Origin of the sequence: Georgenia satyanarayanai (assembly GCF_009193135.1) — a bacterium.
Lineage (GTDB): Bacteria > Actinomycetota > Actinomycetes > Actinomycetales > Actinomycetaceae > Oceanitalea > Oceanitalea satyanarayanai.
On record NZ_VUKC01000015.1, the window covers coordinates 51,567 to 77,087 of the forward strand.

A 25,521-nucleotide genomic window follows, 5' to 3' on the forward strand; every position below is an offset into this window, starting at 1 on the left:
CCACGTGCGCTGCGCCGCGGTCCTCACGGCTGCCGGCTCGGGCACCCGCCTCGGGCACGCCCTGCCCAAGGCCCTCGTCCCGCTCGGCGGCACACCGCTCCTCGTCCACGCCGCGCGCGGGCTGGCGGCCTCCGGGGTGGTCGACGGAGTCGTCGTCACCGCCCCTGACGGGCACCTCGCCGAGGTCGCGTCCCTCTTCCCCGGCGCGCTGGTGCCGGGCAGTGACGTCCCCGTGCGGGTGGTCGCCGGTGGCGCGACCCGGCAGGCATCGGTCGCCGCCGGCCTCGCCGCGCTCGACGACGTCGCCCCCGGCTGCGAGGCCGTCCTCGTGCACGACGCCGCCCGCTGTCTCGCCGGGCCCGCACTCGTGCGTCGCGTCGTCGCGGCGCTGGAGGCGGGCCACGACGCCGTCGTACCGGGCGTCCCCGTGACCGACACCGTCAAACGGGTCGTCGACCTGCCCGGGGGCGGGGCGCGCGTCGTCGAGACACCTGACCGGTCCACCCTGCGGGCGGTGCAGACGCCGCAGGGCTTTTCCCGCGAGCTGCTCGAGCGTGCGCACCGGCTCGGTGCCGAGCGCGCCGACGACGAGACCCGCGCCGTCTCGGACGACGCGGGTCTCGTGGAGTCACTGGGCGAGGAGGTGCACCTCGTGCCCGGTGAGGCGGCGGCGCTGAAGATCACGACGCCCGCGGACCTCGAGCTGGCGGAACGGCTGCTCAGCCGGTCTTGACCACCCGGGTGCCGCCGGCGAAGTTGTCGTGCCAGCCCTGGCGGGTGGCGGTGTTGTTGCTGATCGTCACGAGGATGGTGATGACGGCGGCGAAGGAGAGCAGGGTCCCCACCCACCCGAGCGCCGGGACGACGCCGACGATGCCGACAGCGGTCCACAGGTTCCGCTTGAGCGCCTCGGCCGTTGTGGGGTTGCCTCCACCGGGTCCGACGGTCCTCGCCTTGACGAGCATCTTCCCGAGGGTCTGCCCGCGCGCGGACTCGAGGAGCACGAAGTAACCGAGGGTGATCGCCGTGTTGACGACGGTGACGAGCACCAGCGTGCCGTAGTCGAGCTGCCCGGTCATGAGGAGGTTGGCGAAGGCCTCGCCGCCGAGGAGCCAGCCGACGATCCCGTTGACGACGGCGAGGAGGATGTTGTCGATGAGCCGCGCGATGACGCGGGTGCCGAGGTCGGCGGGCTGACCGGCGACGGAGAAGTCCGAGACGGGCTGCGCGTAGTAGGGCGGCTGCTGGCCGTACGGAGCCTGGCCGTGCGGCTGCTGCCCGTAGGGCTGCTGCCCGTACGGGGCCTGGCCGTGCGGGGGCTGGCCGGTGGGTGGCTGCTGGCCGTACGGAGGCTGCTGGCCGTAGGGAGACTGGCCGGCGGGCGGCTGCTGGCCGTACGGGCCACCCTGCCCGGGCGGCGGGGGCGGAGGGTTGGAGCCCGGCGGCGGGGGGAACTCGCCGGAGGAGGAACCCCCGTTGGACGACTCGCTCATGTCAGGCCTTTCGCTGGAAGGGTGCCCGCCCATGCTAGTGACCGGCGGCACTGCGGTGGTCGTGTTGCCCCGCCGCTGAGCGCCGCGTCTGCCTCGCCACCCTCGACCGGCTCAGCGTCCTGCTCGTCCGCCCGCTCGTCCTCAGCGGGCGACGAGGGCGGTGGCGACGGCCAGCAGCCCCTCGCCGCGGCCGGTGAAGCCGAGCCCGTCGGTCGTCGTCGCCGACAGGCTGACGGGCGCCCCGACGGCGCGGGACATCGCCTCAGCGGCCTCCTCCCGGCGGCGGCCGATCCGCGGCCGGTTGCCGATGACCTGGACGGCGACGTTGCCGATCTCGAAGCCGGCCTCGCGGACGAGGGCCGCGGTGGCAGCGAGGAACTCCGCGCCGGACGCCCCCGCCCAGCGGGGGTCGGACGTCCCGAACCGAGAGCCGAGGTCCCCGAGGCCGGCCGCGGACAGGAGAGCGTCGCAGGCAGCGTGCGCGGCGACGTCGCCGTCGGAGTGGCCCTCCAGGCCCACCTCGCCGGGCCACTCGAGGCAGGCGACGTGGAGCGGGCGGTCACTGCCCTCCGGGGCGAAGGCGTGGACGTCGGTCCCGATCCCGGTGCGCGGCAGCATGGTCGTCAGGGTAGCGAGGCTCAGACGGGCGGCGGCTCGTGCAGGGCGCTCTCGCTGCGGACCCGGCTGCGCACGGGCAGCAGGAGGAGCAGCCCGGCGGTGAGCACCGCGCAGATGCCGAGGATGCCCCAGTACTCCGAGTCGGCGATGCTCTGGCCGGTGACGGCGGCACCGACGGTGATCGCCAGCGCGAAGGACGCCGGCGCGAGGAAGCTCACGGCGCGGCCGGTGGTGGCGTACAGGCCGAAGAGCTCGCCCTCCTTGCCCCTGGGGATGAGACGGGCCAGGAAGGTGCGCGAGGCCGACTGCGCCGGCCCGACGAAGATGCACAGGACCAGGCCGAGGGACCAGAAGACGACGGCGCCGTGGTCGTGGAGGAGGAAGACGCCGATGCCGGCGAGGATCATCGCGATGAGCGAGCCGACGATGACCCGCTTGGGGCCGAGGATGTCGTCCAGCGCGCCGAAGGCGATCGTCGCCACTCCTGCCACGAGGTTGGCCGCGACACCGAAGACGATGACCTCCCCGGCCGCGAAGCCGAAGACGGTGGCCGCGACGACCCCGCCAAAGGTGAAGACGCCCGCCAGGCCGTCGCGGAAGATCGCGCTGGCGCCCAGGAAGAACACGGTGTGGTGGTCCTGGCGCCACACGTTCCGCACGGAGCGGAACAGCAGGCGGTAGGAACCGATGACGCCGAGCCGCGGCAGCGTCCCCCGGGAGGAGCGGTCGTCGCGGATCGTGAGGATCACGGGCAGGGAGAAGACCAGGGTCCAGCCGGCGCAGATGAGCATCGCCACCCGCACGTCCATGCCGTTCTCGGACGTGATCCCGAACAGGCCGACGTCCGGGCTGATGAGGCCGAAGTAGACGAAGAGGAGCAGGACGATCCCGCCGATGTACCCCAGGCCCCAGCCCAGCCCGGAGACGCGGCCGATCGTCCGCGGCGTGGAGATCCCGTTGAGCATGGCGTAGTAGTTCACCGAGGCGAGCTCGAAGAAGATGTTGCCGACTGCCAGGAGCGTCAGCCCCAGCCAGAGGTTGCTCGGGCCGGGTGCGACGAAGAACAACGACGCCGAGATGACGACGACGACCATCGTGTTGACGGCCAGCCAGAACGTCCGCCGCCCCGAACGGTCCGAGCGCAGACCCGCCACCGGGGCGCACACCGCGATGAGGGCGCCCGCGCCGGCCAGCGCCCAGCCCAGCTTCTGCGAGGCGCCCTCCCCGAAGAGGTCGGCGTTGGTGATGTACACGGTGAAGACGAAGGTGGTGATGACGGCGTTGAAGGCCGCCGACCCCCAGTCCCACAGGCTCCAGGCGAGGACAGGCCAGAGGCCCCGGCGGCGCTGCGTGGGGCGAGGTGTCACGGGCAGTGTGGTCACCTGGCTGACGTTAGCGCCCCGCGGTGACCTCCGGCGGCGGCGTCCTGGCCTCGCGCCGGTAGCCTGGGGCACGTGAGCCTGCGACTTCATGACTCCGCCACCCGGTCGGACCGCGAGCTGGTGCCCCTCGTCCCCGGACAGGTGAGCATCTACCTCTGTGGCGCCACCGTCCAGGGGGCGCCTCACGTGGGCCACCTGCGCTCGGCGATCGCCTTCGACGTGCTCGCCCGTTGGCTGCGCCGTCGGGGACTGGAGGTCACGCTCGTCCGCAACGTCACGGACATCGACGACAAGATCCTCACCAAGTCCGCCGAGGCCGGGGTGCCGTGGTGGACGTGGGCGTACCGCTTCGAGCAGGAGTTCACCTCCGCCTACGACGCCGTCGGGGTCGGCCGTCCCACCTACGAGCCCCGCGCGACCGGGCACGTGACGGAGATGGTCGCCCTCATCGACCGGCTCGTCGAGCGCGGGCACGCCTACCGGGGCGAGGGTGCCAACGTCTACTTCGACGTCCGCTCGTTCCCCGAGTACGGCGGCCTGACCCGCCAGCTCCTCGAGAACATGTCGACGCTCGACGAGGAGGAGGCCGGGGACAAGCGCGACGCCCGCGACTTCGCCCTGTGGAAGACGCCGAAGGACGGCGAGCCGGCCTCCGCCGCCTGGGACACCCCCTACGGGCGCGGGCGGCCCGGCTGGCACCTCGAGTGCTCGGCCATGGCGCACCGCTACCTCGGGGAGAGCTTCGACATCCACGGCGGTGGCATCGACCTGCGCTTCCCGCACCACGAGAACGAGGTGGCCCAGTCCCGCGCCGCCGGCTACGGCTTCGCCCAGCACTGGATGCACAACGCCTGGGTGACCGTGGGCGGGGAGAAGATGAGCAAGTCGCTGGGGAACTCGCTCGTCGTCTCGGCCGTGCTCGAGCGCGTCCCCGCGGTCGTGCTGCGCTTCGCGCTCGGCACCGTCCACTACCGCTCGACGGTGGAGTTCTCCGAGGACTCCCTCGCCGAGGCGACGAGCACGTGGGAGCGGCTCAGCGGCTTCGTCACGCGCGCCGTCGAGCGCGTGGGCCAGGTCCCCGCCGAGGAGGTGGCGGGCCGGCCGGTCTCGGCGCTCCCGCCCGCCTTCGTCGCCGCGATGGACGACGACCTCAACGTCTCCGCGGCGCTCGCCGCCGTGCACGAGCAGGTGCGCACGGGCAACAACGCCCTGGCCGCGGGCGAGGACAGCGTCGTGTGGCAGGCCCAGCTCCAGGTGCGCTCGATGCTCGACGTCCTCGGGCTCGACCCGCTCGGCGCGCCGTGGGCCACCGCCCACGGTTCCGACGACGCCGCTCGCGAGGCGCTGGACGTGCTCGTGCCCGTCGTGCTCGCCGAGCGCGCGGACGCCCGCCGTACCAAGGACTGGGCACGCGCCGACGCGCTGCGGGACCAGCTCCAGGCGGCGGGCATCATCATCGAAGATTCACCCGACGGTGCCAGATGGCAGCTGGGGACGAGAGGAGGCCGCTGATGGCCGGGAACTCCAAGCGCCGCGGCGCGGTACGCAAGGCTGGGTCGAAGAAGGGGGCGACGGTCGGCAGCGGGGGCAAGGGCCGCCGCGCCCTCGAGGGGCGGGGGCCCACGCCCAAGGCCTCCGAGCGGCCCTACCACCCGGCGGCGGCGCGCAAGGCCGCCGCCGAGAAGCGGGAGGGCCGTGCCCCGGCGCGCAAGCAGGCGGCGCGCCCGAGCAACGGGCGCGAGCTCGTCGCCGGGCGCAACGCGGTCCTCGAGGCGGTGCGGGCCGGCATCCCGATCGACCACGTCTACCTCGCGGCTCGCGTCGACTCCGACGAGCGCCTCGGCGAGGTGCTGCGCACCGTCACGGCCCGCAACACCCCGCTCCTTGAGGCGAGCAAGAGCGACCTCGACAAGCTGACCGACGGTGGCAACCACCAGGGCATCGCCATCCAGGTGCCGCCCTACGAGTACGCCGACCCGGCCGACCTCCTCGACCGCGCCGCGGGCAGGGCGCCGCTCATCGTCGCCCTCGACGGCGTCACCGACCCGCACAACCTCGGGGCGGTGCTCCGCTCCGCCGGGGCCTTCGGGGTGGACGGCGTGCTCGTCCCCGAGCGCCGCTCGGCCGGCGTCACCGCGACGGTGTGGCGGGTCTCGGCCGGGGCCGCCGCCCGCGTGCCGGTGGCCCGGGCGACGAACCTCGTGCGGGCGCTGCAGGACTACAAGAAGGCCGGGTGCTTCGTCGTCGGGCTCGACGGTGAGGCGCCCACGACGGTGGCCGAGCTCGAGCTCGCCACCGAGCCGCTCGTCGTCGTCGTCGGCTCGGAGGGCAACGGCCTGTCCCGGCTCGTGCGCGAGACCTGCGACGCGATCGCCGGCATCGAGATCTCCTCGAGCATGGAGTCCCTCAACGCCGCCGTGGCCACGGGCATCAGCCTCTACGAGATCGCCCGCATCCGCGCCACCCGCTGAGCCTGCACCGATCTCGCGCACAGGTCCGCGGCGCGCGCCCGACACGCCGGGACATCTGCCGCGGACGGGCTCCTCGCGGGGACTTGCGCGCGGACCAGCGACACCACGGGGGGTAGAGGGCTCCACGAGGGGTCCCCGGCGCGGCCCCGTCCACAGGCCGCGTGCCTGCCTCGGCACCCGGTGACCGGGAGCGGGCACGCTCGCCCGGTGGACGTCGAGAACAGCCTCCGCACCTACGGCGGGGTGGGCACGCGCCGCCAGATCGCTCGAACGAGGGCGGACCGCCGGGCGGTCACAGCGGCGGTCGCCGCGGGGGACGTCCGGGACCTGGGCGCGGGCTGGCTGGCGCTGCCCGAGGCGGAGGAGGCGGTCGTCGTCGCCCGCAGGATGGGCGGGGCGATCACCTGCGTGAGCCTCGCCGACGTCTTCGGCCTGCCCCTCCTCGTCCCGCCCGACCGGCCGCACATCGCCCTGCCGCAACGGCGCGGCCGACGGCAGGTGGACATGGCCATGCGGGTCCACGGAGAGAGTCGGTGGGTCGCGCCCTCGCCCGTCGGCATCCCGCTCGCACCGCTGGCGGAGGCGTTCGCGCGTGTGCTCCGGTGCCGGCCCGCGGAGGAGGCGGCAGTCGTCGTCGACGCGGCGCTGCGCAGGCGGCTGGTGTCGCCGGAGCAGATCCGCGGCGCTCTCCTGGGACCGGGCAGCCCGGCCGCCCTCGCGACGCTGGAGCGCTGCAGTCCGCGCAGTCGGTCAGCGATCGAGACCTGCGCACGCCTGGCGCTCGAGGACGCCGGCCTGGAGGTGGCTGCCGGCGTCGAGATCGACGGGGTGGGTGAGGTGGACCTCGTGGTCGAGGGGCGCATCGTCGTCGAGTGCGACGGCTTCGCCTACCACTCCGGCCGGCACGAGTACCGGGAGGACCGGCGCCGGGACCGGCTGCTCGTGCAGCTGGGGTATCTCGTCCTGCGCTTCACCTGGGAGGAGATCACCGACGACCCGCGAGCCGTCGTCGCCCCCGTCCTGAACCTGCTCGGCCGGTCCTGAGGGCACCCGGGCCGGTCGGCGGCGCCGATCTGCGCACAAGTCTGCGGAAGCCGGCGCTGGTCGTCGGGTGTCCCGGCCTGTCGGGCCGGTGTCGCGGACTTGTGCGCAGGACAGCGACAGGGGCCAGGCGACATGCCCGCGGGGCTAGATGTCCTCGGGGCGGGGGGCGTCGACGCCGAGGAAAGAGCGCTCGTCGGGTCGGTGGCGCAGGACGGCGTCCACGTAGGACGTCACGGCCTCGGGCAGCGGGACGTCGCGCTGCTGCTGCTCGGAGATGAACCACCGGTGCTCGAGGACCTCGTGGAAGATCTCGGCCGGCTCGAGCTTCCCGCGCAGCTCGCGGGGGATCGCGCGCACGGTCGGCTCGAAGACCTTGGCCAGCCAGTCGTGCGCGACGAACTCCTCGTCCTCGCCCTGCCGGTCGGTGGCCGCGCGGTAGGCGTCGAGGTCGTTGAGCATCCGCCGCGCCTGGTTCTCCTGCACGTCCAGCCCGGTCAGGCGCATCATCCGGCGGTGGTGGTGGCCGGCGTCGACCACCTTCGGCTGGATCTGCACGCTGGTGCCGTCGACGTCGGTCGTGATCGACAGCTCCCCGACGTCGTACCCGAGCTCGTTGAGGCGGTCGATGCGGGCGGCCACCCGCCAGCGCTCACCGGTGTCGAAGGACTCGGAGTCGGTGAGCTCGCGCCACAGGGCGGTGTACCGCTCGAGGATCCGGTTGCCCACCTCGATCGTGTCGACGTCCTCGTCGAGGATCTCCCCGGCCTGCAGGTCCATGAGCTCGCCGATGATGTTCGTCCGGGCGATGTCGAGGTCGTACTCGCGCTGCCCGACCGTCAGCTCGGGCTGGAACTCCCCGGTCTCCGCGTCCACGAGGTACGCGGCGAAGGCCCCGGCGTCCCGCCGGAACAGGGTGTTCGACAGTGAGACGTCACCCCAGTAGAAGCCGAGCAGGTGGAGCCGCACGAGCAGCACCGCCGCGGCGTCGATGAGGCGGGTGGCGGTGTCCGGGCGCAGGTACTGGGAGAACAGGGCGCGGTAGGGCAAGGAGAACTGCAGGTGCTCGGTGACGAGCACGGAGTCCAGCGGCTCGCCCTGGGGAGTGGCGCGGCCGGTGATGACGGCGAGCGGCTGCACCGACGGTGCGTCGAGCCGGTTGAGGTTGCGGAGCATCTCGTACTCGTGGAACGCCACGGTCTCGCCGATCTCCTTGACGGCGATGACCCGCCCGGAGAGCCGCACGAAACGCACGACGTGCCGGGAGATGCCGCGGGGCAGCGCGGCGAGCACCGACTCGGGCCACTCCTCGAGCGCGACCTCCCAGGGCAGGTCGAGGAGGGCAGGGTCGAGCCGCGCAGCGGTGATCTCCAGGGACTGTGCCATCAGCTCCGACTCCTCGTGACGTGCCGCAGGGGCGAACCCGACCGTATCGGGTCCGCCCCTGCGATGCGCTGGCGGGTCAGCCGGGCAGACGCTCGCCGGTGGACACGGCGAAGTTGTGCTGCTCGCCCGGGCGGATACGCGCGTGGATGGTGTCACCCTTCATCGGCACGTCGCGCGGGTCGATGCGCACGATGATCTGCGAGTCGCCGGCACCGGAGGAGATGTGCTCCGCGAGCTCCTTGGAGCCGGACAGGCGGCCGTAGACGAAAGCGTCCGAGCCGAGCTCCTCGACGAGGTCGACGGTCACCGGGATGGCGCCCTCGGTGCCGGCGGACACGCGGTCCAGGGACTCGGGACGGAAGCCGACGACGATCTCGCCCTTCTCGGCGCTGCCGAGGGCGCTGATGGTCTCGCGGGCCAGCGGGACGCGGACCTCACCGAGCACGGCGGCGCCGTCCTCGACGTGGAAGGTGCCGAGGTTCATGGCGGGGGAGCCGATGAACCCGGCCACGAAGACGTTCGCGGGACGGTCGTACATGTCGCGCGGTGTGCCGACCTGCTGGAGGACGCCGTCCTTGAGCACCGCGATGCGGTCGCCCATGGTGAGGGCCTCGGTCTGGTCGTGGGTGACGTAGACCGTGGTGACGCCCAGACGGCGCTGCAGCGAGGCGATCTGCGTGCGGGTCTGCACCCGCAGCTTGGCGTCGAGGTTCGACAGCGGCTCGTCCATGAGGAAGACCTGCGGCTGGCGGACGATCGCGCGGCCCATGGCCACGCGCTGACGCTGACCACCGGACAGGGCCTTGGGCTTGCGGTCGAGGTACTCGCTGAGGTCGAGGATCTTGGCGGCCTCCTCGACGCGCTGGCGGATCTCGGCCTTCGGCTTGCCGGCGATCTTCAGCGCGAAGCCCATGTTGTCGGCCACCGACATGTGCGGGTACAGCGCGTAGTTCTGGAAGACCATCGCGATGTCGCGGTCCTTGGGCTGGACGTCGGTGACGTCGCGGTCACCGATGAGGATCCGGCCGGAGTTGACGTCCTCGAGACCCGCCAGCATGCGCAGCGAGGTCGACTTGCCGCAGCCGGAAGGGCCGACGAGCACGAGGAACTCGCCGTCGGCGACCTCGAGGTTGAGCGCGTCCACGGCCGGGCGCTCCGTGCCCGGGTAGACGCGGGTGGCGTTGTCGAACGTGACTGATGCCATGGTGGTGTACATCCCTTCACCGGCAGGTACGTGCCGGACGATCCGTTGTGAAGAGTGCAAGGTGTCTGCCTTGACACTGGCCCGTCCGCGGGGATCGGCGACCACCTCGGCAGGGCTGGGGCCAGTGTGACACACGGGGGGTGTCGGGCGGCACACCCGGAAGTCCCGGTGTGGGCTGCGTCACACGGTCTCGCGCAGCTCCAGGAGGCGCAGGAGGACGGCGGCCATCTCGTCCGGGTCGGCCACCCGGTAGCCGGCCGCGGTGGGCCCGTCACCCACCTTGATCCCGACGTCCTGGGGCTCCAGGACGGCGAAGGCGTCCTCGTCGGTGACGTCGTCACCGGCGAAGAGCACCGCGTGGGGGGCGACGTCCGCGCGCAGCTCGGCCACGGCGTCGCCCTTCGTCGTGTCGACGACGGCCATCTCGACGACGGACTTGCCCTCCTGGACGCGCAGGCCGGGCCGGGCGCCCGGCCCGGCGAGGACCGCGGCGGTGAGGGCGGCGGCGTCGTCGGGGCTGCACTGCCGCGAGTGCACGACGACGGACGCCGGCTTGGTCTCGACCCAGGCACCCTCGTAGCGGCCGGCGAGGTCGGTGGCCTCGCGCAGCACCTCGGCACGCAGGGCGGCCTGCTCGTCGGTGAGGGCGAGCGGCTCGGTGACGAGCTCGGGCAGCTGGCTGGGCGAGAGGCCCACGTGCCCGCGCTGGGCGCCGTGGCTGCCGACGATCCGCGTGCCGACCGGCACCTCGGCGAGCGAGACGAGCGAGGTGGCCTCGCGGCCGGAGATGAGGGCGACGTGGACGCCGGGCAGGGCGTCGAGCCGGGTGAGCGCCTCGACGGCGGCCGGGACGATCCGCGACTCGGCGGGGTCGTCGACGAGGGGCGCGAGCACGCCGTCGAAGTCGAGCGCGACGAGGACCGAGGGCTGCGCGGCCAGGCCACGGAGCGCCTGGTCGAGGATCTCCTCGACGTGCTGGACGAACAGGGGGACGTCGACCCCGGGGCCGGGGACGCCCGGGTCGTGGTTCTCGCTCATGCCTCGCTCCTTCCGGTGGACAGGGCGCTGAGGAAGTCCTCGGCCCAGCGTTGGACGTCGTGCTCGACGACGCGGCGGCGCAGGGCGCGCATCCGCCGTCGGCGCTCGCGCGGCTCCATGCCGATGGCCCGCATGATCGCGGTCTTCGTGCCGTCGATGTCGTGGGGGTTGATGAGCAGCGCCTGCCCGAGCTCGTCGGCGGCGCCGGTGAACTCGCTGAGCACGAGGACGCCGCCGAGGTCGCGCCGGGCCGCGATGTACTCCTTGGCGACGAGGTTCATGCCGTCGCGCAGCGAGGTGACGAGCATGACGTCGGCCGCGAGGTAGAGGGCCGCCATCTCCTCGGCGGGATAGGAGTGGTGCATGTAGTGGACGGCCGGCTTGCCGAGCACACCGTAGTCGCCGTTGATGCGCCCGACCGTCACCTCGATCTCGTCGCGCAGCTGGCGGTACTGGTCCACGCGCTCACGGGATGGGCTGGCGATCTGGACGAGCGTCGTCTCCGGCGGTGTCACCCGGCCGTCGGCCAGCAGCTCGCCGAAGGCCTTGAGCCGGTGCCGGATGCCCTTGGTGTAGTCGAGCCGGTCGACACCGAGGAGGAGGACGTCGGGGCTCCCGAGCTCCTGGCGGATCTCGACGGCCCGCTTCTGCACCGGCTCGCTCTGCGCGAGCTCGTCGAAGGACGCGGTGTCGATCGAGATCGGGAAGACCCCGGCGCGCACGCGGCGCTCGGGGCGCGACCACCGCGCACCGACGGTGACGGCACGCCCCTTGGTGGTGAGCGGCGTGAGCCGACGCACCGCGCGCATGAAGTTCGAGGCGTCCGAGGAGCGCTGGAAGCCGACGAGGTCGGCGCCGAGGAGCCCCTCGACGACCTGCCGCCGCCACGGCAGCTGGCTGAAGATCTCGACCGGCGGGAAGGGGATGTGGTTGAAGAAGCCGATCTTGACGTCGGGCCGCAGCATCCGCAGCACCGACGGGACGAGCTGGAGCTGGTAGTCGTGCACCCACACGGTGCCGCCCTCGGACACGGCCTCGGCGGCAGCGGCGGCGAAGCGGCGGTTGACGGCGACGTAGGCGTTCCACCACTTGCGGTGGTACTCCGGCGGGACGATGACGTCGTGGTACAGCGGCCACAGGGTGCCGTTGGAGAAGCCCTCGTAGTAGTCGGCGATCTCCTGCTCGCTCAGCGCCACCGGCCACACGCGGATGCCGTCCGCATCAAAGGGGTCGAGCGACAGGTCGGGGCTGCCCGCCCAGCCGACCCACGCGCCCTCGTGCTGCCGCATGACGGGGGCGAGGGCCGTGACAAGGCCGCCGGGGGAGCGGGACCAGTCGACGGAACCGTCGGGGCCGAGGGAGATGTCGACGGGCAGGCGGTTGGCAACGACGACGATCGAGTGCTCACCGGCAGTCATCAGGTAGTCAGTCCTCCTTGGTCTTCCTTTTGCCGAGGCTACCTGGGGCCGCACGCAGCGGCATGGGGACGGCTGCGCCGCCCGGCCGGCTGGGTAAGTTGTCGTCATGCAGGGGATCGAGGGCTACCACCTCGTGCGGCGCATCGGTGCCGGCGGGATGGGCACGGTGCACGAGGCGCTGGACGCCGACGGGAACCGGGTGGCCGTCAAGGTCCTCCACGAGTCCATCGCGGCCGACCCCGCCGCCCGGGAGCGCCTGCGCCGGGAGGTGGAGCTCCTCCACCGCGTCCGCGGTCGGGGTGTGGCCCGGGTGCTGGATGCCGAGGTCGACGGCGCCACCGCCTTCGTCGTCACTGAGCTCGTCGACGGGCCCACCCTCGAGGACGACGTCCGCGAGCACGGCCCGCTCGACGCCGAGGAGCTCGACGGGCTCGCCCACGGGCTCGCGGCGGGGCTGCGCTCCATCCACGCCGCCGGTGTCACCCACCGTGACCTCAAGCCCGGCAACGTCATGCTCGCCGCCGACGGACCCGTCATCATCGACTTCGGCATCGCGCAGGTGGCCGACGACGTCCGCCTCACCCAGACCGGCATGGTGACCGGGACGCCGGGCTACCTCGACCCGGAGGTGCTCGCCGGCGCCGACCCCGGGCCCGACGGCGACTGGTGGGCCTGGGCCGCCGTCCTCACCTTCGCGGCCACCGGCCGCCCGCCCTTCGGCCGCGGGACGATCCAGGCCGTCCTCGGCCGGGTGAGCACCGGCCTCGTCGACACCGCGGGGCTGCCCTCGGACGTCGCGGCGGCGCTCGGCGCGGCGCTGGACCCCGATCCGGCGCACCGCCTCCCGCCCGAGGACCTGCTCGCCGCGCTCGACGGCGACTGGGACCGTCCCGCACTCACCGCCCTGCTCGCCCCGCCGGAGCCCTCCTCCGTCCCCCGGACCTCCGTGCTGCCCTCCCCGCGCCCCCCGACCCCCGAGACCCGGGTGCTCCCGCCGGTCCTCGACGAGCCCTCCCCGCAGGGGGTGTCGCAGCCCTGGCGGGCGGAGGCGGAGCCGGCGTGGCAGCCCGCCGAGCCGCAGCCCTGGCAGGGAACGCCGCAGCAGCCCTGGCAGCCCGAGCCGTGGCACCCGGCGCCCGTCCAGCAGGCGCCCCCGGCGGCGGTGCCCCCGCCGGGATGGGGCGCAGCGATGCCCCTCGAGCCCCCGGAGTGGACCCGGGCACCGCGCCGCCGGACGGGCGCCGTCGCCGCGCTCGGCCTCGGGCTCAGCGCGCTCGCCCTCGTCGCGCCGGGGCCGTGGCTGGTCGGGGTGGCGCTGCTCCTCGTCGTCCTCGGGGCGGTCGGGCGGGGGACCCGGCGGCTGCGGGCGGTGCGGCTGCGACGCGGCCCCCGACGGTCCGACGCGGCGCGCGCCTGGCTCGGTGCACCCGCCCACCTGCTGTGGGCTGCCGGTGCGGCGCTCCCGGGACTGCTGCTCGCCGTCGCCGTCGCGGGCGGCGGGTGGTGGGCGACCTACGGTGTCGGTGTCGCCAGCGACGCCGCCACCCCCGCCCTGACGTGGGGGGCCGCCGCGGCCGGGCTCGTGCTCGCGTGGGTGGCGCCGCCGTCGGCGTCCGCGCGCGAGGGTGCGCGTGCGGCGCTCGGCGGGCTGCCCGCGCCGGTGGTGCGGGCCGGCGTCGTGCTGGCGCTCGCGACGGCCGTGGTGCTGGGCGTCGTCCTCCTCGCCGGGAGCGCGCCGGAGCCGGTGTGGTCCCCGCTGCCCGCGCCGGCGTGAGGTCGGTCGCCGAGATCGTGCCCGCGATCATCGCCACGGGGCAGTCGCGGCACGTACGCTGACCCGGTGCCCCGTCCTCGCCCGCTCGCGCGCCCCGGCCTGTTCCTGGCCGTGGCCGCGCTGCTGCCCGCCCTCGCGGCGGTGCTCAGCGGCACGGTGCACGTCACCCGGTGCGTGAGCGTGCCCGGGGGGATCGCGCACGTTGGGCTCAACCTCGCCCTCCTGCGCCCCGCCGCGGAGTGCCCGACGACGGGCGTCGCGCTGGGCGGCGAGAGCGAGCAGGTGCTCGCCGCCGTCGTCCTCCTCACCGCGCCGATGCTGCTCCTCCACGCCGGCGTGCTCGCCGGCAGCTGGGGAGTGGGCACGGTCGTGCGGCGCTCGCTGGCGCGGCTCGCCCGCCTGACCCCGTGGCACCGGCAACCGGCCCCCCGGCCGATCGTCGTGCCCGCCCGCCCGGCCACCGCCGTCGGGACCCTCACGGTGCCCGCGTGGCGCACGCCCGCGGCCGTCCCGCTGCTGCGCGGACCGCCGGCCGCGCTGCCGGCCTGAGCTCCCCCTCCCGCCGCGGGACGAGCGCGCCGGCCGCACGGCGGACCGCCACACCCACGGGCGCACGGCGCCCACCCAGACCAGGAGATCCCATGTCCAACGCCAAGGTGAACAAGCAGCAGGAGCGCCGCGACGCCGCGCGCGAGCAGGCACGCAAGCTGCGCGAGGCCCAGCAGCGCCGCGAGAAGCGCAACCGCGTCCTCGTCATCGCCGGCGTCGTCGTCTTCATCGCGATCGTCGCCGCCGCGCTCTTCGCCATCATCAACTCCCGGAACGCCGACCCGCTCGAGGGCGTCGACTCCCAGCCCGCCGGCGCCATCGAGAGCGGCGCGATCCAGCTCGGTGCCGACGGCGTCGGCTCGGTGAGCGAGGGCGCGCCCGTCGTCGACGTCTACCTCGACTACCTGTGCACCCACTGCTGGACGTTCGAGGACGTCAACGCTGGGGTCCTCGAGGAGCTGGCCGCGAACGGCGAGGCCACGGTGAACTACCACCCGATCGCCTACATCAGCGGCTCCGACTTCAACGTCCGCGGTGCCAGCGCCCTCGCCGAGGTCGCCACCCAGTCCCCCGAGCAGTTCGGGGAGTTCAACGCCCAGCTCTTCTCCGCGCAGGGCGAGGGGGGCGCCACCCCGCTGAGCAACGAGCAGATCGCCGACGCCGCCCGCGAGGTGGGCGTCCCGGAGGACGTCATCGAGACCTTCGACGACGTCCGCTACAGCGACTGGGTCCAGGGCGCCACCGAGCAGGCGCGCCGCGACGAGATCGGTGGCACGCCCACCGTCCTCATCGACGGTGAGCCCTTCACCGGCTGGCAGCAGCCGGGCGCGCTCGCCCAGGCCGTCACCGACGCCGGAGCCTGACCCGGGCCACGTCTGGCAGACTTCTCGGGGCGGGGCCGACGCGGCCCCGCCCCGGTGGGCAGGTCTCCGTCCTCGACGGTGTCCAGCCCGTGCCGCCTTAGCTCAGCTGGTAGAGCACCCGCCTTGTAAGCGGACGGTCGTCGGTTCGATTCCGACAGGCGGCTCCGAGAGCACGGCTCCCCTTTCCGTGGATGGTCGCGCCGCTGCGCCGATGCCAGAGGGAACCCTTCGGGTCGTCGCGACCACCGTGGGCAGCCGCCGCGCCGCGCCCCCGCCGTCTTCCCACCACTCCGGACCTCGACGAGGTGACCGCGCCGGTCTTCGACATCCAGCTCCTCACGGGTGAGGGAGGATAGGGGGCCGCCAACCGAAGGGACTCATCCGTGGCCGCATGGTCGACACAGACGCAGCTGGGCAAGCAGGTCGGGCTCGACGCCCGGCAGGTGGGGGCGAGGCTCACCGAGCTCGGGCTCAAGTCCGGTTCGACGGCGACGGAGACCGCCGTCGCCCAGGGCCTGGCGAAGAAGACGACCATGCGGGATGGCACGGAGTTCTACGTCTGGTCCACCGCGGAGGTCCTCGCCCTCCTCGGCGGCCCGACGGAGACGGCGCCGACCGCCCCGCCCGCGACGAAGGACTCCTCCGCCTTCGACCACGTCTACGCGACCGACGGCTCGGCGATCCGCAACCCCGGCCCCACGGGGTGGGCGTGGGTGAACCAGCGCACCGGGGAGACCGGCGCCGGCGGTCTGAGTCACGGGACGAACAACATCGGCGAGCTGCTCGCCCTGCGCTACGCCCTCGAGGACGCCGGCCCCGACGGTGACCTCCTCGTGCGCGCCGACTCCCAGTACGTCATCAACATCGCCACGACCTGGGGGCGCGGCTGGCAGCGCCGCGGGTGGAAGAAGGCCGACGGCAAGGTGCCCGAGAACCTCGAGATCGTCCAGACGATCCTCGCGCTCCTCGACGCCCGCGCCGGCCGCACCGAGCTCGAGTGGGTCAAGGGCCACGCCGGCGACACCTACAACGAGATCGTCGACCAGCTCGCCAACGCCGCGGCCCGCGCGGCGGTCTGAGCCGGCTCAGGCCTCGCTGCGGGCGGTGAGGACGAGCGGGCCACCGGGGGTGACGGCGATGGTGTGCTCGCTGTGCGCACCGCGGGAGCCGTCGGTGCTGCGCAGGGTCCAGCCGTCGGGGTCGGTGCGCAGCTCGTCGGTGCCGGCCATGAACCACGGCTCGATCGCCACGACGAGCCCCGGGCGCAGCCGCAGGCCGCGCCCGGCCCGACCGTCGTTGGCGATGTGCGGCTCCCCGTGCATCGTCCGGCCCACGCCGTGGCCGCCGAACTGGACGTTGACGCGGTAGCCGTAGTCCGCGGCGACCGCGCCGATGGCCGCGGAGATGTCCCCGACCTTGTTGTCGACGACGGCGGCCACGATGCCGGCCTCGAGGGCCACCTGCGTCGCCTCGATGATCCGCAGGTCCTCGGGCCGCGGCGTGCCGACCACGACGCTCAGCGCCGAGTCGGCCACCCAGCCGTCGACGCTCGCGGCGAAGTCGACCGACAGGAGGTCCCCGTCGCGCAGCCGGTAGTCGTGGGGCAGCCCGTGCAGGACGGCGTCGTTGACCGAGGTGCACAGCACGTGCCCGAAGGGCCGCGCCCCGAACGAGGGGTGGTAGTCGATGTAGCAGGACTCCGCGCCCGCCGTGCGGATCATCTCGTGCGCCAGCGCGTCGAGGTCGAGGAGGTTGACGCCGACGTCCGCGTGACGGCGCAGCTCCTCGAGCACCGAGGCGACGAAACGGCCGGCCGGGCGCATGGCCTCGACCTCGGAGGGGGTCTTGAGCTCGATCACCGCCTCAGCGTAACGACCTGCGCCGGCAAGGGGCGGGGCGGCAGCGTGGGACGGGCAGGATGGGGCCATGCGCAGTCTGGGGCTGGACATCGGGACGACGAACGTCAAGGCCGTCGTCGTCGACCTCCACGGTGGGCACGCCACCGTCGTCGCCCAGGCGTCCGCGCCCACCCCGGCGGGCGGTGTCGCGCTCCAGCGGACCGTCGCGAGACTCGTCGCGGGGGTGGGCACCGACGTCGCGGCCGTCGGCGTCGCCTCCATGGCCGAGACAGGCGTACCCCTCGACGGCGACGGCGTCCCCGTCGGTGACCTCGTCCGCTGGGACCCCTCACGGGCGCAGGACCACGCGGACGACCTCGCCGCCGCCCTCGGCGCCGGCGCCCTCTTCGCCGCCACCGGGGTGCGGCCCAGCGGCAAGGCGCCGCTCGCGACGTGGGCCCACCTGCGCGCGGAGGAGCCTGACCGTTGGACGGTGATGGCGCGCTGGGCCGGTGCGGCAGACCTCGTCACCCTCGCCCTGACCGGCCGGCTCGTCACCGACCACACGCTCGCGGGCCGCACCATGGCCTACCGGCTCCCCGCCCCCGGGGCCCCGGTGCCGCAGGGCTTCGACGCGGAGCTCCTCGCTGCCGTCGGGCTGCGCCCCGCTCAGCTGCCCGACGTCGCCGCGCCCGGTGAGGTGGCGGGGCGCGTGCGGGTAGGTGGTGTCTGGGGGCTGCGGGCGGGGACGCCCGTCGTCGTCGCCGGGCACGACCACCCCGTCGGCGCCTGGGCGGCCGGGGTGCGGGCGCCGGGGGGCGTCGCCGACTCCGTGGGGACGGCCGAGTCCGTCGTCCGGGTGCTCCCCGAGCGACCCGACCCGGCGGCGGTGGCCGCGGCCGGGATGAGCCTCGTGCGGACGGTCGAGGGACGGCACGAGGCGCTCGTCGCCGGCTCGGGCACCGCGGGCGCCGCCCTCGCCTGGTGGGCCGAGCAGGTCGGCGGTTTCCCCGCGCTCGCACCGCTCCTGCACGACGCCGCCTCCCGCCCTCGCGGTGCTGGCTCGCCGCTGCTCCTGCCCTACCTGCGCGGCCGCCAGGCGCCGTCCCCGGACCCGCGTGCGCGCGCCGTCGTCGTGGGTGACGGACCAAGGCGCGACGACGTCGACCGCACCGCCGCGGTCCTCGACGGCCTGGCGCTCCACGCCCGGTGGATGCTCACCGCGCAGGCCGAGCTGGCCGGCGCCGACCCGGGCGCGGGGGAGGTGCACGTGCTCGGCTCGGCGACGGCGGGTGGTTCCGCGTGGCTGCGCGCCAAGGCGGCCGCCGGCCCGGCGCCGCTCCGGGTGGTGGGGGAGCGGGAGGCCGTGGCCGTCGGTGCGGCCGTGCTCGCCGCACACCGCTCCGGGCTCGCCGCCGCGCTCGTCCTCCCCTCTGAGCCGGTCGGCGTAGGACCCGAGCCGGTCTACGACGCCCTGTACGACCGGTTCGTCACCGCCGCCCTGGACCGTGGCTGAGCGGCTCAGGCGAGGAACTTGAGCAGCCCCTGCCGCAGCGGCACGCCACGGTTGTCGGCGGCGGTGCGAGAGAGACGGTCGAGCTCGAGCTCGATGACCGCGTCGGTGAGCTCGGCGTCGGCCTGGGCCATCGTGCCCATGTCCACCCCGCCGACCGCCGTGATCGTGGCGCGTCTGCCGTCGTCGAGGACGACGATCTGGTCGAGGAGCTCGCGCATGGCGGCACGGTGGTCGAGGAAGATGTCACCCCACGGGACGGGAGCGGTGCCGGCGATGGTGAGCAGCGAGGCCGTGGCGGGCAGGCCGAGCACCTGGGTGGCGGCGGCGGCCTCCGCGGCGCGCGCCAGCTCGGCGGTCGACAGCTGCTCGAGCGCCGTGTCGACCTCCCGGGCGGCCCGGGGCAGCCGCCTGGTGCGGCCGGTCTCCAGCAGGGCCTGCTCGGTCTCCAGCCTGTGCAGCACGGTCTCGAGCACGTCGCGCTCGTGCCAGAGGAAGTCGGAAAGCGCGCGCATTGTCACGCCCTTCTGATTCGTTGTGGGCACGCCCGTGCGGAGGGGGACGGCCCATGGAGGCGGGGTCTGCCGGTGGTTCTCGAGGGTAGCCGCCGCCACCGACGCCGTCCTTTCGGACAGCGCCGGTCGAGTCAGCGGGGGAGCGGTGCGCGCAGCGGCTGGTCGCTGTTCTCGAGGATCGTCTGCACCGCGGCCCCGGTCTCCAGGTCGACGAGCACCGGAGCGAGGAGGTTGGCCGTGGGGGCGTCCCCCTCCCCGGGGCGCACGACGACGAGGACGGCGGGGTCCGTCGTCCCGAGCTCCGCGAGCACCGCGTCGGACACGCGGGGGGCGTACCCGGGGAAGTAGGGGCGCGGGTCGACGAGGAAGAGACGGACGCCGTCGGCGTCGACCGCCCGCAGCGCGTACAGCTCCTCGGTGACGGCACTGAGCGTGAACTCGGTGAGCGGGCTCAGCCCCGGCGGCGGGGTGACGAAGTGGAGGGCGGCGTCGGTCTGGACGGTCATGGTCACGGTGTTCTCGCTCATCGCAGGAAGTCCAACAGGCTGGGCTGCAGCACGCGGGAGGTCGCCCCCAGTGCCGCCTGGTAGCCGACCTCCTGGAGCTGGAGGTCGACGATCGTCTTGGCGAGGTCCGCGTCCTCGACGGAGGACAGCTGGTTGGTCAGCGCGACCTCGCGCGTCTCGAGGGCGTCCTTCGCCTGGAGCACCTGCTTGTGCCGGGTGCCCACGCTGCCGACCTCGCCGAGGAAGGCGTTCATCCGGGAGTCGATGGCGGAGAGGAACCGGCCGACGTCCGGATCCCCTGCCTCGACCTTCGCCGCGACCTCTCGGAGGAGGGTGAAGACGGACATGCCGACCGGCTCGCCGGTGGCGGCGTCGCGGACCAGCTCGCCGTCGGCGTCGACGACATCGACCCCGAAGACCTCCGAGCCGGGGGAGTCGACCCGCACCTTGGTCGTGTCGGACACCTGGCGCAGCACCTCCGCGCCCGGTCGGCCGCTGTAGGTGACCGTCCCCGCGTCGGTCACCGAGTACGCCGCCTCGGTGGAGGTGCCGGCGAAGACGGAGCGGTTGAGGTACGTCGTGTTCGCGACCTCGATGAGGCTGTCCGCGGTGGCGCGCAGCTCACCGGCGATGGCGCTGCGGGACGCGGCACCCTGGGCCCCGGTGTTCGCGCCCTGGACGGTGAGGTCGCGGGCGCGGCGCAGCTGGCTGAGGGCGTCGCCGAGGGCGCTGTCGACCGTGGTGAGCCAGGCGTCGCCGTCGGCGACGTTGCGCCCCTGCTGCGCCGTCGTCCGCTGGTCCGAACGCAGCCGCATGGCGTCGACGGTGCCCGCGGGGTCGTCGGAGGGCTTGGTGATGACCTTGCCCGTGGTGAGGCGCTCCTGGAGGCGCGCGAGCTCGGAGAGGTTGGACTGGAGCTGGTTGAGGGACGCTCGTTGGAGCCCCTGCTGGGTGACGCGGCCGATCATCGGATGACTACCTTCCCACCACGCCGGTGCGGTTGATCAGTGTGTCGAGCATCTGGTCGATGGTCGTGATGACCCGGGCGGAGGCCTCGTAGGCCCGCTGGTACATCACGAGGTTGACGCTCTCCTCGTCCAGGTCGACGGCCGTCTGCGAGAGGAGCTGCGACTCCGCGGTGGCCCGGGTGGTCTCGGCGGCCTGTGCCCGGCGGGTGGCCGCCCGGCTGCTCACCCCGATCTCGTTGACGGCGCTCGCCCACTGGTCGCGGGCGCCCCCGAGGTCGCCGATCCGCGCCGCCAGGGTCCCGTCGATCTCCCCGGGGGTGCCCGTGACCACCTGGTCCCGGGTGACGGCGACGCCGAGGGACAGGGCGGGCGGCGTGCCGGCCGGGGAGAAGGTGAAGAAGTCGCGCGAGACGCCGTCGGCGCCGGGCACGGAGGAGTGCAGCGCGTTGACCTCGGCCGCCACGGTGGTGGCGAGCTCGTTGTAGGTGCGCGCGAGGCCGGTGACCGGCCCGTCGGGGGCGATGGAGTCGAGGAGGCCCATGACGCGTCCCCCGGAGGAGGCCGCGGAGCTGCCGGTCGCGGCCCACACGAGGCGCGCCGGTCCCTCCGTGCTGCCCCAGCCCTCGGCCGGTTCCGTCCCCGCGGAGGTGAGGTCCGCGAGCGTCGTGCTCCCGTGGACGGTGACGGCGTAGGAGCGGTCACCGCGCACGAGGGCGTTGCCGTTGACCATGACGTCGACGCTGCCGTCGGCACGCTCGCGCACCTCACCGCCGACCATGGCGGCGAGCCCGTCGAGCAGCACCCCGCGCTGGTCGATGAGGCCGTTGGCGTTGTCCCCCGACACCTGGGCGTCACGGATCCGGCCGTTGAGGTCGGCGACAGCCGCGGCCGCCGTGTTGAGGTCGACGGCGATCGCGTCGACCTGCTGGCGGGTGCTGTCCCACTCGTTCGCGGCGGCGCGGTAGCCGTTGGCGATGGACGAGGCGAGGGCGGTGGCGTTGCCGAGGAGCACGGCCCTGGCGGCGTCGTCGTCGGGCCGGTTGGCCACGTCGTCCCACGAGGTGAAGAACGTGTCGAGCCCGGCTGCGAGGCCGTTCTCGCCGGGCTCCTTGAGGGTCGTCTCGACCTGTGACCAGCTGGCGGCGACGGCCCCGAGCCGCGCGGTGGAGGCGGTCTGGCTGCGGAGCTTGCTCTCGAGGAAGATGTCGCCGAGCCGGTCGATCGAGGTGATCCGGACCCCGGAGGCGGGGGCACCGTTCGTCGCGAACATGGTCGGGCGGGTGGAGCCGGAGATGGCCTCCATGCCGGCGCGCTGGCGCGTGTAGCCGGCCGTGTTGACGTTGGAGATGTTCTGCCCGGTCACCTCGAGGGCGACGCGCTGGGCCGTGAGGGCGGTGAAGGCGCCGTTCAGCGCGGAGAAGGAGCTCATGAGTGACCTCTCACAGGGACTTGTCGACGAGGTGGGCGTCGGCCATGCCGCGCGACGTGCCACCGCGCTCGTCGTAGACGTCGACGCTCTCGTGCAGGGACATGAGCGTCTCCTGCGTGGCGTGGTGGGTGGCCAGGAGGAAGTCGCGGTTGGTCTCGGCGACCGTGGCGATCTCGGTGGTCAGGGTGAGGAAAGCGACACGGTGCTCGATGAGGATCCCGTCCCAGGGTGCGGGGGCCGCGGTGGCGAGGTCGAGCAGGCTCGCGCCGTCGGCCAGGCCGAGCGCCGCGACGGCGGCGGCCACCTCGGCGGCGCGGGCCAGCTCTGCCGTCCGGATGAGCGCGAGCACGTCGTCGACCTCGCGGACAGCCACGGGGAGCAGCTCGGTGCGGCCTGCCGCGAGGAGCAGGTGCTCGACCTCCAGCCGGTAGCGCAGCGACTCGAGCAGGTCGCGCTCGTGCCACAGGAGGTCGGAGAGGGAGCCGAGCATTGTCACTTCTCCGTTCGGTGCCGTTGCGTTCGCCATCACGGTCCTGCTCATCGGCAGCGCCGGGGGAGGTGTGAGCGATGGGGGCGCAGTTCCTCCTTGTGGCCCCACCTCCTTCCTTGGGGGGAGGCCGCGGTCGACGTAGCGGCACTGCGACTGCGGGACCTCTGACCCACTAGTGCGTCGAAACGGTGGTGCACGAGCGATTCACCGCGTGTCGTGTGATGTACATCACAAACAGAACATCTTGTACTTTTGGAGGAGCAGCCACCATGCTGACCGAGGTAGTCGTCACCTGTCGGGGCAATCTCGTACGAGATCGGCAGCGACGACCACATCCAACGATCACAACTGCAGGGACCTGCTCGCCTCGCGACGGGTTCCGACCTGGGGGTAGGACCATGGCGCTGGAGCGTCGCGAGCAGGACGAACTCATCGAGCAGCATCTTGCGCTCGTGGGTTACCACGTGAGTGAGATGATTCGACGGGTCCCGACCCACGTGCAGCGCGACGAGCTCGCCGCTGCCGGGTCCCTGGCGCTCGTCCAGGCCGCCCGAGGCTTCAACGCCGACCTCGGTGTCCCGTTCGCGCGGTACGCCTCCACCCGTATCCGCGGCGCGATCCTCGACGAGCTGCGCGGCATGGACTGGGCCTCCCGCGGCACCCGCCAGCGCGCCCGTCGCCTGGCCGAGCTGACCGAGCGACTCACCGGTGACCTCGGGCGCGCACCGCGCCCGGACGAGCTGGCGCAGGCGATGGGCGTGGGAGTCGACGAGCTCCGGTCCATCCGCGACGACGCGCAGCGCCGCGTCGTCTCCCTCGACGCGGACTCCACCGATGCGACCGGCAGCATCAGCGACAAGGCCCCGAACCCGGAGGAGTGCGTCGTCGTCGACGAGCGCCTCCGCTACCTCACCGCCGGTGTCGGTGAGCTCCCCGAGAGCCTGCGCGTCGTCATCCGGGGGATCTTCTTTGAGGAGCGCCCCGTCGTCGAGATCGCCGCCGAGCTGGGCGTCACCCAGTCCCGCATCAGCCAGCTGCGTACGCAGGCCCTGGGCATGCTCCGCGACGCGATGAACACCGCGCTCGACCCGGAGCTCGCCCCCGTGGCCTCCGCACAGCCCGGCGTCGCGGAGAAGCGCCGCCAGGCGTACTACGTCGCCGTGGCCCAGCGGGCCAGTGCGACGGCGCTGCGGACGGTGGTCGCGGTCGCCACCCCTCCGGTGATCAGCGAAGCGGTCTGAGTTCGGCTCAGGATCGCGCGCGGCTGGTCGATGGGACGGAGGAGACCTCCGTCCAACCGTCGAGGAGAACAGCGTGGCGCGACAGCCAGACCCGACCATCTCTGCCGTCCTCATCGTCAAGGACGAGGAGGACTACCTCGCACGCTGCCTCGAGTCGGTGCGGTGGGCGGACGAGATCGTCGTCTACGACACCGGCTCGACCGACCGCACCGTCGAGATCGCCCGCCGGCTCGCCGACACGGTCGTCGAGGGCTACTGGGACGACGACTTCGGTGCGGCACGCAACCGCGCACTCGAGCACGCGACGAGCCAGTGGGTCCTCACCGTGGACGCGGACGAGCAGTTCGCCGGGGACCCGCGGTCCGTTCGCCGTCACCTCGCGCGGCCGGGCGCCAGCCTGTTCACCGTGTCGCTGACCTCGCAGGTCTCCACTCCCTCCGCTCCGGACGTCCCGCTGTCGGTCGCCCGCATGTTCCGCCGGGGCGAGGCCCACTGGTCGGGCGCCCTTCACGAGCAGATCACGCCGCTGCCCGGCGTCCGCCTGGTGACGCGCCCGATGCCAGGCGCCTCGATCAGGCACGCCGGGTACTCGGAGGGGCGCGAGGCGATGAACGAGCGGTTTCGACGCAACCTCGAGCTCGCGGAGCGGGAGCTGGCGGCGGCTGTTGAGGCGGACGCCGGGGTGGCCCTGCTGGCGGTCAAGCGTGCGAATCTCGCCCGTTCCCTGTGTGGCGGGGGCCGCGTGGCGGAGGGGCTGGCGCTGGCGGAGGAGGTCTATGCCGGTGGTGCACTGCCCGCCGCCGGTCTGGACCTCCTCTCGCGTGCCATGTGCCTCATGGCCGCCCATGAGTCCGACTTCGCGCTGGCACGTGCCTGGGTCGAGCGCCTGCGGTCCGTCGTCGGGAATCCGGTGTGGGCCGATGAGCTGCTCGTCAAGATCGCGGCGATGGAAGGCCAGCCGGAGGCCGTCCTCGATGCGCTGGAACGCATCCCCACGACGATGGTGGACGCCAAGGGCCGACGGGCGCGCCGCGTGGACTACGCCCGCTTCGAGGTGTGGGCCCTGTGCCGTTCCGGTGCGGCCGTCGACGCCACCCGGGTGGCCGAGCGTGCAGCGGCGCTGGGTGTCCTCGCCGGTGAACCGCTCGAGCTGTGGTCGTGGCTGGGCGAGAGCGGTTTCCGTCGCGTCGCTGCGGCCCTCGCCGAGGATGCCTGGCAGCTGCTGGCCGTCCTGTGCAGGCAGGCCCAGCAGGTGCCGGCGGCACGGCGGATGCTCGGGATCATGGCCGAGGTCCGGCCGGGCGACCTCACCCCGCTGTCATGCGCGCTGGAACTGACGTTCCCGCACGACCTCGCCGGTCTGGAGGAGGCGGCCGCATGGTCGGCGCGGTTGCGTTCCGTCGGCCTGGACGCGAGATGTCCGCTCGTCGCGCTCGCGCACGACCAGGCGGTGCCGGCGCCGCAGCGGGCGCGTGCGGCAGCGCTGGCTCTCTTCGCCTACGCAGATGAGCGTGCACTGCCGGCGCTGGAGGCGGCTCTCGCCGAGGTCCGCCCGGAAGACGAGGCGGAGCTCGGTGCGCACCTCGACGTGCTCGCTCCCGGCCTCGTCCAGCACGCCTGAGGAGTCGCTGCTCGTAAACCCTCATCACCGCCGTCCGGCGGTCGATGAGATCTCACGACTGCCCATGGATGGGCGGTCGGTCCACTGATCTTCAGGAAGAAGAGGAACACCACCATGGCTATGTCCGTGCAGAACAACGTGTCGGCGATGAACGCCTACCGCA

The 25,521-nt window shown here is 73.5% G+C and carries 24 protein-coding genes and 1 tRNA gene; 12 read left to right on the plus strand and 13 right to left on the minus strand.

All coding sequences use genetic code 11. The features are described from left to right. The first annotated feature begins 4 nt into the window (after positions 1–4). Positions 5–733, plus strand: a complete 729-nt coding sequence (ispD, locus tag GD632_RS13555) for a 2-C-methyl-D-erythritol 4-phosphate cytidylyltransferase (RefSeq protein WP_152192746.1) — start codon at positions 5–7, stop codon at positions 731–733. Here ispD and GD632_RS13560 read toward each other — a convergent pair. The 3 genes from GD632_RS13560 to GD632_RS13570 form a co-directional block, all read right to left on the minus strand. Beyond that, positions 720–1,493: an RDD family protein gene (locus GD632_RS13560; RefSeq protein ID WP_193311487.1), complete on the minus strand. Its 774-nt coding sequence runs from the start codon at positions 1,491–1,493 to the stop codon at positions 720–722. The genes ispD and GD632_RS13560 overlap by 14 nt on opposite strands. A gap of 141 nt (positions 1,494–1,634) precedes the next feature. Beyond that, complete coding sequence (gene ispF / locus GD632_RS13565; RefSeq protein ID WP_152192748.1) at positions 1,635–2,111, minus strand: 2-C-methyl-D-erythritol 2,4-cyclodiphosphate synthase; 477 nt, start codon at positions 2,109–2,111, stop codon at positions 1,635–1,637. A gap of 20 nt (positions 2,112–2,131) precedes the next feature. Next, positions 2,132–3,493 (minus strand): MFS transporter, encoded by a 1,362-nt coding sequence (locus tag GD632_RS13570; protein ID WP_226924875.1) that lies wholly within the window; start codon positions 3,491–3,493, stop codon positions 2,132–2,134. Positions 3,494–3,565: 72 nt separating this feature from the next. On the opposite strand from GD632_RS13570, the gene cysS reads away from it, so the two are divergent. The 3 genes from cysS (at position 3,566) to GD632_RS13585 (ending at position 7,008) form a co-directional block, all read left to right on the plus strand. After that, positions 3,566–5,005 (plus strand): cysteine--tRNA ligase, encoded by a 1,440-nt coding sequence (gene cysS, locus GD632_RS13575; protein ID WP_152192750.1) that lies wholly within the window; start codon positions 3,566–3,568, stop codon positions 5,003–5,005. Beyond that, positions 5,005–5,964 (plus strand): 23S rRNA (guanosine(2251)-2'-O)-methyltransferase RlmB, encoded by a 960-nt coding sequence (rlmB, locus tag GD632_RS13580; protein ID WP_152192751.1) that lies wholly within the window; start codon positions 5,005–5,007, stop codon positions 5,962–5,964. Before cysS ends, rlmB begins: the two co-directional genes overlap by 1 nt. Positions 5,965–6,171: 207 nt before the next feature. Continuing rightward, positions 6,172–7,008: a DUF559 domain-containing protein gene (locus GD632_RS13585; protein ID WP_152192752.1), complete on the plus strand. Its 837-nt coding sequence runs from the start codon at positions 6,172–6,174 to the stop codon at positions 7,006–7,008. 144 nt (positions 7,009–7,152) lie between these two features. On the opposite strand, the gene GD632_RS13590 is transcribed toward GD632_RS13585, so the two are convergent. The 4 genes from GD632_RS13590 to GD632_RS13605 all read right to left on the minus strand — a co-directional run bounded on the left by GD632_RS13590 (position 7,153) and on the right by GD632_RS13605 (position 12,051). Further along, positions 7,153–8,391, minus strand: coding sequence for a DUF4032 domain-containing protein (locus GD632_RS13590; protein ID WP_152192753.1), 1,239 nt, complete (start codon positions 8,389–8,391; stop codon positions 7,153–7,155). 76 nt (positions 8,392–8,467) lie between these two features. Beyond that, positions 8,468–9,595 carry an ABC transporter ATP-binding protein gene (locus GD632_RS13595; RefSeq protein ID WP_152192754.1) on the minus strand — a complete coding sequence of 376 codons (1,128 nt, stop codon included), beginning with the start codon at positions 9,593–9,595 and terminating at the stop codon, positions 8,468–8,470. Between the two features lie 180 nt (positions 9,596–9,775). Then, entirely contained in the window at positions 9,776–10,633 is an 858-nt protein-coding gene (gene otsB, locus GD632_RS13600) for a trehalose-phosphatase (RefSeq protein ID WP_152192755.1), read from the minus strand. Then, positions 10,630–12,051: an alpha,alpha-trehalose-phosphate synthase (UDP-forming) gene (locus tag GD632_RS13605; protein ID WP_152192756.1), complete on the minus strand. Its 1,422-nt coding sequence runs from the start codon at positions 12,049–12,051 to the stop codon at positions 10,630–10,632. The genes otsB and GD632_RS13605 overlap by 4 nt, the downstream gene beginning before the upstream one ends. Before the next feature lie 106 nt (positions 12,052–12,157). Here GD632_RS13605 and GD632_RS16280 point away from each other — a divergent pair, with 106 nt between their 5' ends. The 5 genes from GD632_RS16280 to GD632_RS13635 all read left to right on the plus strand — a co-directional run bounded on the left by GD632_RS16280 (position 12,158) and on the right by GD632_RS13635 (position 16,316). Further along, complete coding sequence (locus GD632_RS16280; protein ID WP_226924876.1) at positions 12,158–13,825, plus strand: serine/threonine-protein kinase; 1,668 nt, start codon at positions 12,158–12,160, stop codon at positions 13,823–13,825. 66 nt (positions 13,826–13,891) lie between these two features. Beyond that, the gene (locus GD632_RS13620) at positions 13,892–14,374 is read left to right on the plus strand and encodes a hypothetical protein (RefSeq protein WP_152192758.1); all 483 of its coding nucleotides are present in this window, start codon (positions 13,892–13,894) and stop codon (positions 14,372–14,374) included. A gap of 92 nt (positions 14,375–14,466) precedes the next feature. Beyond that, the gene (locus GD632_RS13625) at positions 14,467–15,237 is read left to right on the plus strand and encodes a DsbA family protein (protein ID WP_152192759.1); all 771 of its coding nucleotides are present in this window, start codon (positions 14,467–14,469) and stop codon (positions 15,235–15,237) included. A gap of 91 nt (positions 15,238–15,328) precedes the next feature. Continuing rightward, positions 15,329–15,401 (plus strand) — tRNA-Thr (locus tag GD632_RS13630). A 219-nt stretch (positions 15,402–15,620) separates the two neighbouring features. Beyond that, entirely contained in the window at positions 15,621–16,316 is a 696-nt protein-coding gene (locus GD632_RS13635; protein ID WP_152192760.1) for a ribonuclease H family protein, read from the plus strand. A 6-nt stretch (positions 16,317–16,322) separates the two neighbouring features. Here GD632_RS13635 and map read toward each other — a convergent pair whose 3' ends face one another. Next, positions 16,323–17,096: a type I methionyl aminopeptidase gene (gene map / locus GD632_RS13640; RefSeq protein WP_152192761.1), complete on the minus strand. Its 774-nt coding sequence runs from the start codon at positions 17,094–17,096 to the stop codon at positions 16,323–16,325. 67 nt (positions 17,097–17,163) lie between these two features. Here map and GD632_RS13645 point away from each other — a divergent pair, with 67 nt between their 5' ends. Next, positions 17,164–18,591, plus strand: coding sequence for an FGGY-family carbohydrate kinase (locus GD632_RS13645; protein WP_152192762.1), 1,428 nt, complete (start codon positions 17,164–17,166; stop codon positions 18,589–18,591). Positions 18,592–18,596: 5 nt separating this feature from the next. Here GD632_RS13645 and flgN (GD632_RS13650) read toward each other — a convergent pair whose 3' ends face one another. The 5 genes from flgN (GD632_RS13650) to flgN (GD632_RS13670) all read right to left on the minus strand — a co-directional run bounded on the left by flgN (GD632_RS13650) (position 18,597) and on the right by flgN (GD632_RS13670) (position 22,496). Further along, a complete protein-coding gene (gene flgN / locus GD632_RS13650) occupies positions 18,597–19,103 on the minus strand; it encodes a flagellar export chaperone FlgN (RefSeq protein WP_152192763.1) in 507 nt (168 codons plus the stop codon). 131 nt (positions 19,104–19,234) lie between these two features. Then, the gene (locus GD632_RS13655; protein ID WP_226924877.1) at positions 19,235–19,630 is read right to left on the minus strand and encodes a flagellar assembly protein FliW; all 396 of its coding nucleotides are present in this window, start codon (positions 19,628–19,630) and stop codon (positions 19,235–19,237) included. After that, complete coding sequence (gene flgL, locus GD632_RS13660) at positions 19,627–20,577, minus strand: flagellar hook-associated protein FlgL (protein ID WP_152192764.1); 951 nt, start codon at positions 20,575–20,577, stop codon at positions 19,627–19,629. The genes GD632_RS13655 and flgL overlap by 4 nt, the downstream gene beginning before the upstream one ends. Positions 20,578–20,584: 7 nt before the next feature. Beyond that, the gene (gene flgK / locus GD632_RS13665) at positions 20,585–22,006 is read right to left on the minus strand and encodes a flagellar hook-associated protein FlgK (protein WP_152192765.1); all 1,422 of its coding nucleotides are present in this window, start codon (positions 22,004–22,006) and stop codon (positions 20,585–20,587) included. Positions 22,007–22,016: 10 nt separating this feature from the next. Beyond that, positions 22,017–22,496, minus strand: a complete 480-nt coding sequence (gene flgN, locus GD632_RS13670; protein WP_152192766.1) for a flagellar export chaperone FlgN — start codon at positions 22,494–22,496, stop codon at positions 22,017–22,019. A 398-nt stretch (positions 22,497–22,894) separates the two neighbouring features. On the opposite strand from flgN (GD632_RS13670), the gene GD632_RS13675 reads away from it, so the two are divergent. Both GD632_RS13675 and GD632_RS13680 read left to right on the plus strand, forming a co-directional pair. Next, positions 22,895–23,737, plus strand: coding sequence for a sigma-70 family RNA polymerase sigma factor (locus GD632_RS13675; protein ID WP_152192767.1), 843 nt, complete (start codon positions 22,895–22,897; stop codon positions 23,735–23,737). A 73-nt stretch (positions 23,738–23,810) separates the two neighbouring features. Beyond that, entirely contained in the window at positions 23,811–25,358 is a 1,548-nt protein-coding gene (locus GD632_RS13680; protein WP_152192768.1) for a glycosyltransferase family 2 protein, read from the plus strand. The last annotated feature ends 163 nt before the right edge of the window (positions 25,359–25,521 follow it).

Coding starts and splice junctions, on each gene's coding strand:
- GD632_RS13560 (WP_193311487.1), bottom strand. CDS start 1,493: ATGAGCGAGTCGTCCAACGGGGGTTCCTCCTCCGGCGAGTTCCCCCCG.
- ispF (WP_152192748.1), bottom strand. CDS start 2,111: ATGCTGCCGCGCACCGGGATCGGGACCGACGTCCACGCCTTCGCCCCG.
- rlmB (WP_152192751.1), top strand. CDS start 5,005: ATGGCCGGGAACTCCAAGCGCCGCGGCGCGGTACGCAAGGCTGGGTCG.
- GD632_RS13590 (WP_152192753.1), bottom strand. CDS start 8,391: ATGGCACAGTCCCTGGAGATCACCGCTGCGCGGCTCGACCCTGCCCTC.
- GD632_RS13595 (WP_152192754.1), bottom strand. CDS start 9,595: ATGGCATCAGTCACGTTCGACAACGCCACCCGCGTCTACCCGGGCACG.
- otsB (WP_152192755.1), bottom strand. CDS start 10,633: ATGAGCGAGAACCACGACCCGGGCGTCCCCGGCCCCGGGGTCGACGTC.
- GD632_RS13605 (WP_152192756.1), bottom strand. CDS start 12,051: ATGACTGCCGGTGAGCACTCGATCGTCGTCGTTGCCAACCGCCTGCCC.
- GD632_RS16280 (WP_226924876.1), top strand. CDS start 12,158: ATGCAGGGGATCGAGGGCTACCACCTCGTGCGGCGCATCGGTGCCGGC.
- GD632_RS13625 (WP_152192759.1), top strand. CDS start 14,467: ATGTCCAACGCCAAGGTGAACAAGCAGCAGGAGCGCCGCGACGCCGCG.
- GD632_RS13645 (WP_152192762.1), top strand. CDS start 17,164: ATGCGCAGTCTGGGGCTGGACATCGGGACGACGAACGTCAAGGCCGTC.
- flgN (WP_152192763.1), bottom strand. CDS start 19,103: ATGCGCGCGCTTTCCGACTTCCTCTGGCACGAGCGCGACGTGCTCGAG.
- GD632_RS13655 (WP_226924877.1), bottom strand. CDS start 19,630: ATGAGCGAGAACACCGTGACCATGACCGTCCAGACCGACGCCGCCCTC.
- flgL (WP_152192764.1), bottom strand. CDS start 20,577: ATGATCGGCCGCGTCACCCAGCAGGGGCTCCAACGAGCGTCCCTCAAC.
- flgK (WP_152192765.1), bottom strand. CDS start 22,006: ATGAGCTCCTTCTCCGCGCTGAACGGCGCCTTCACCGCCCTCACGGCC.
- flgN (WP_152192766.1), bottom strand. CDS start 22,496: ATGCTCGGCTCCCTCTCCGACCTCCTGTGGCACGAGCGCGACCTGCTC.
- GD632_RS13675 (WP_152192767.1), top strand. CDS start 22,895: ATGGCGCTGGAGCGTCGCGAGCAGGACGAACTCATCGAGCAGCATCTT.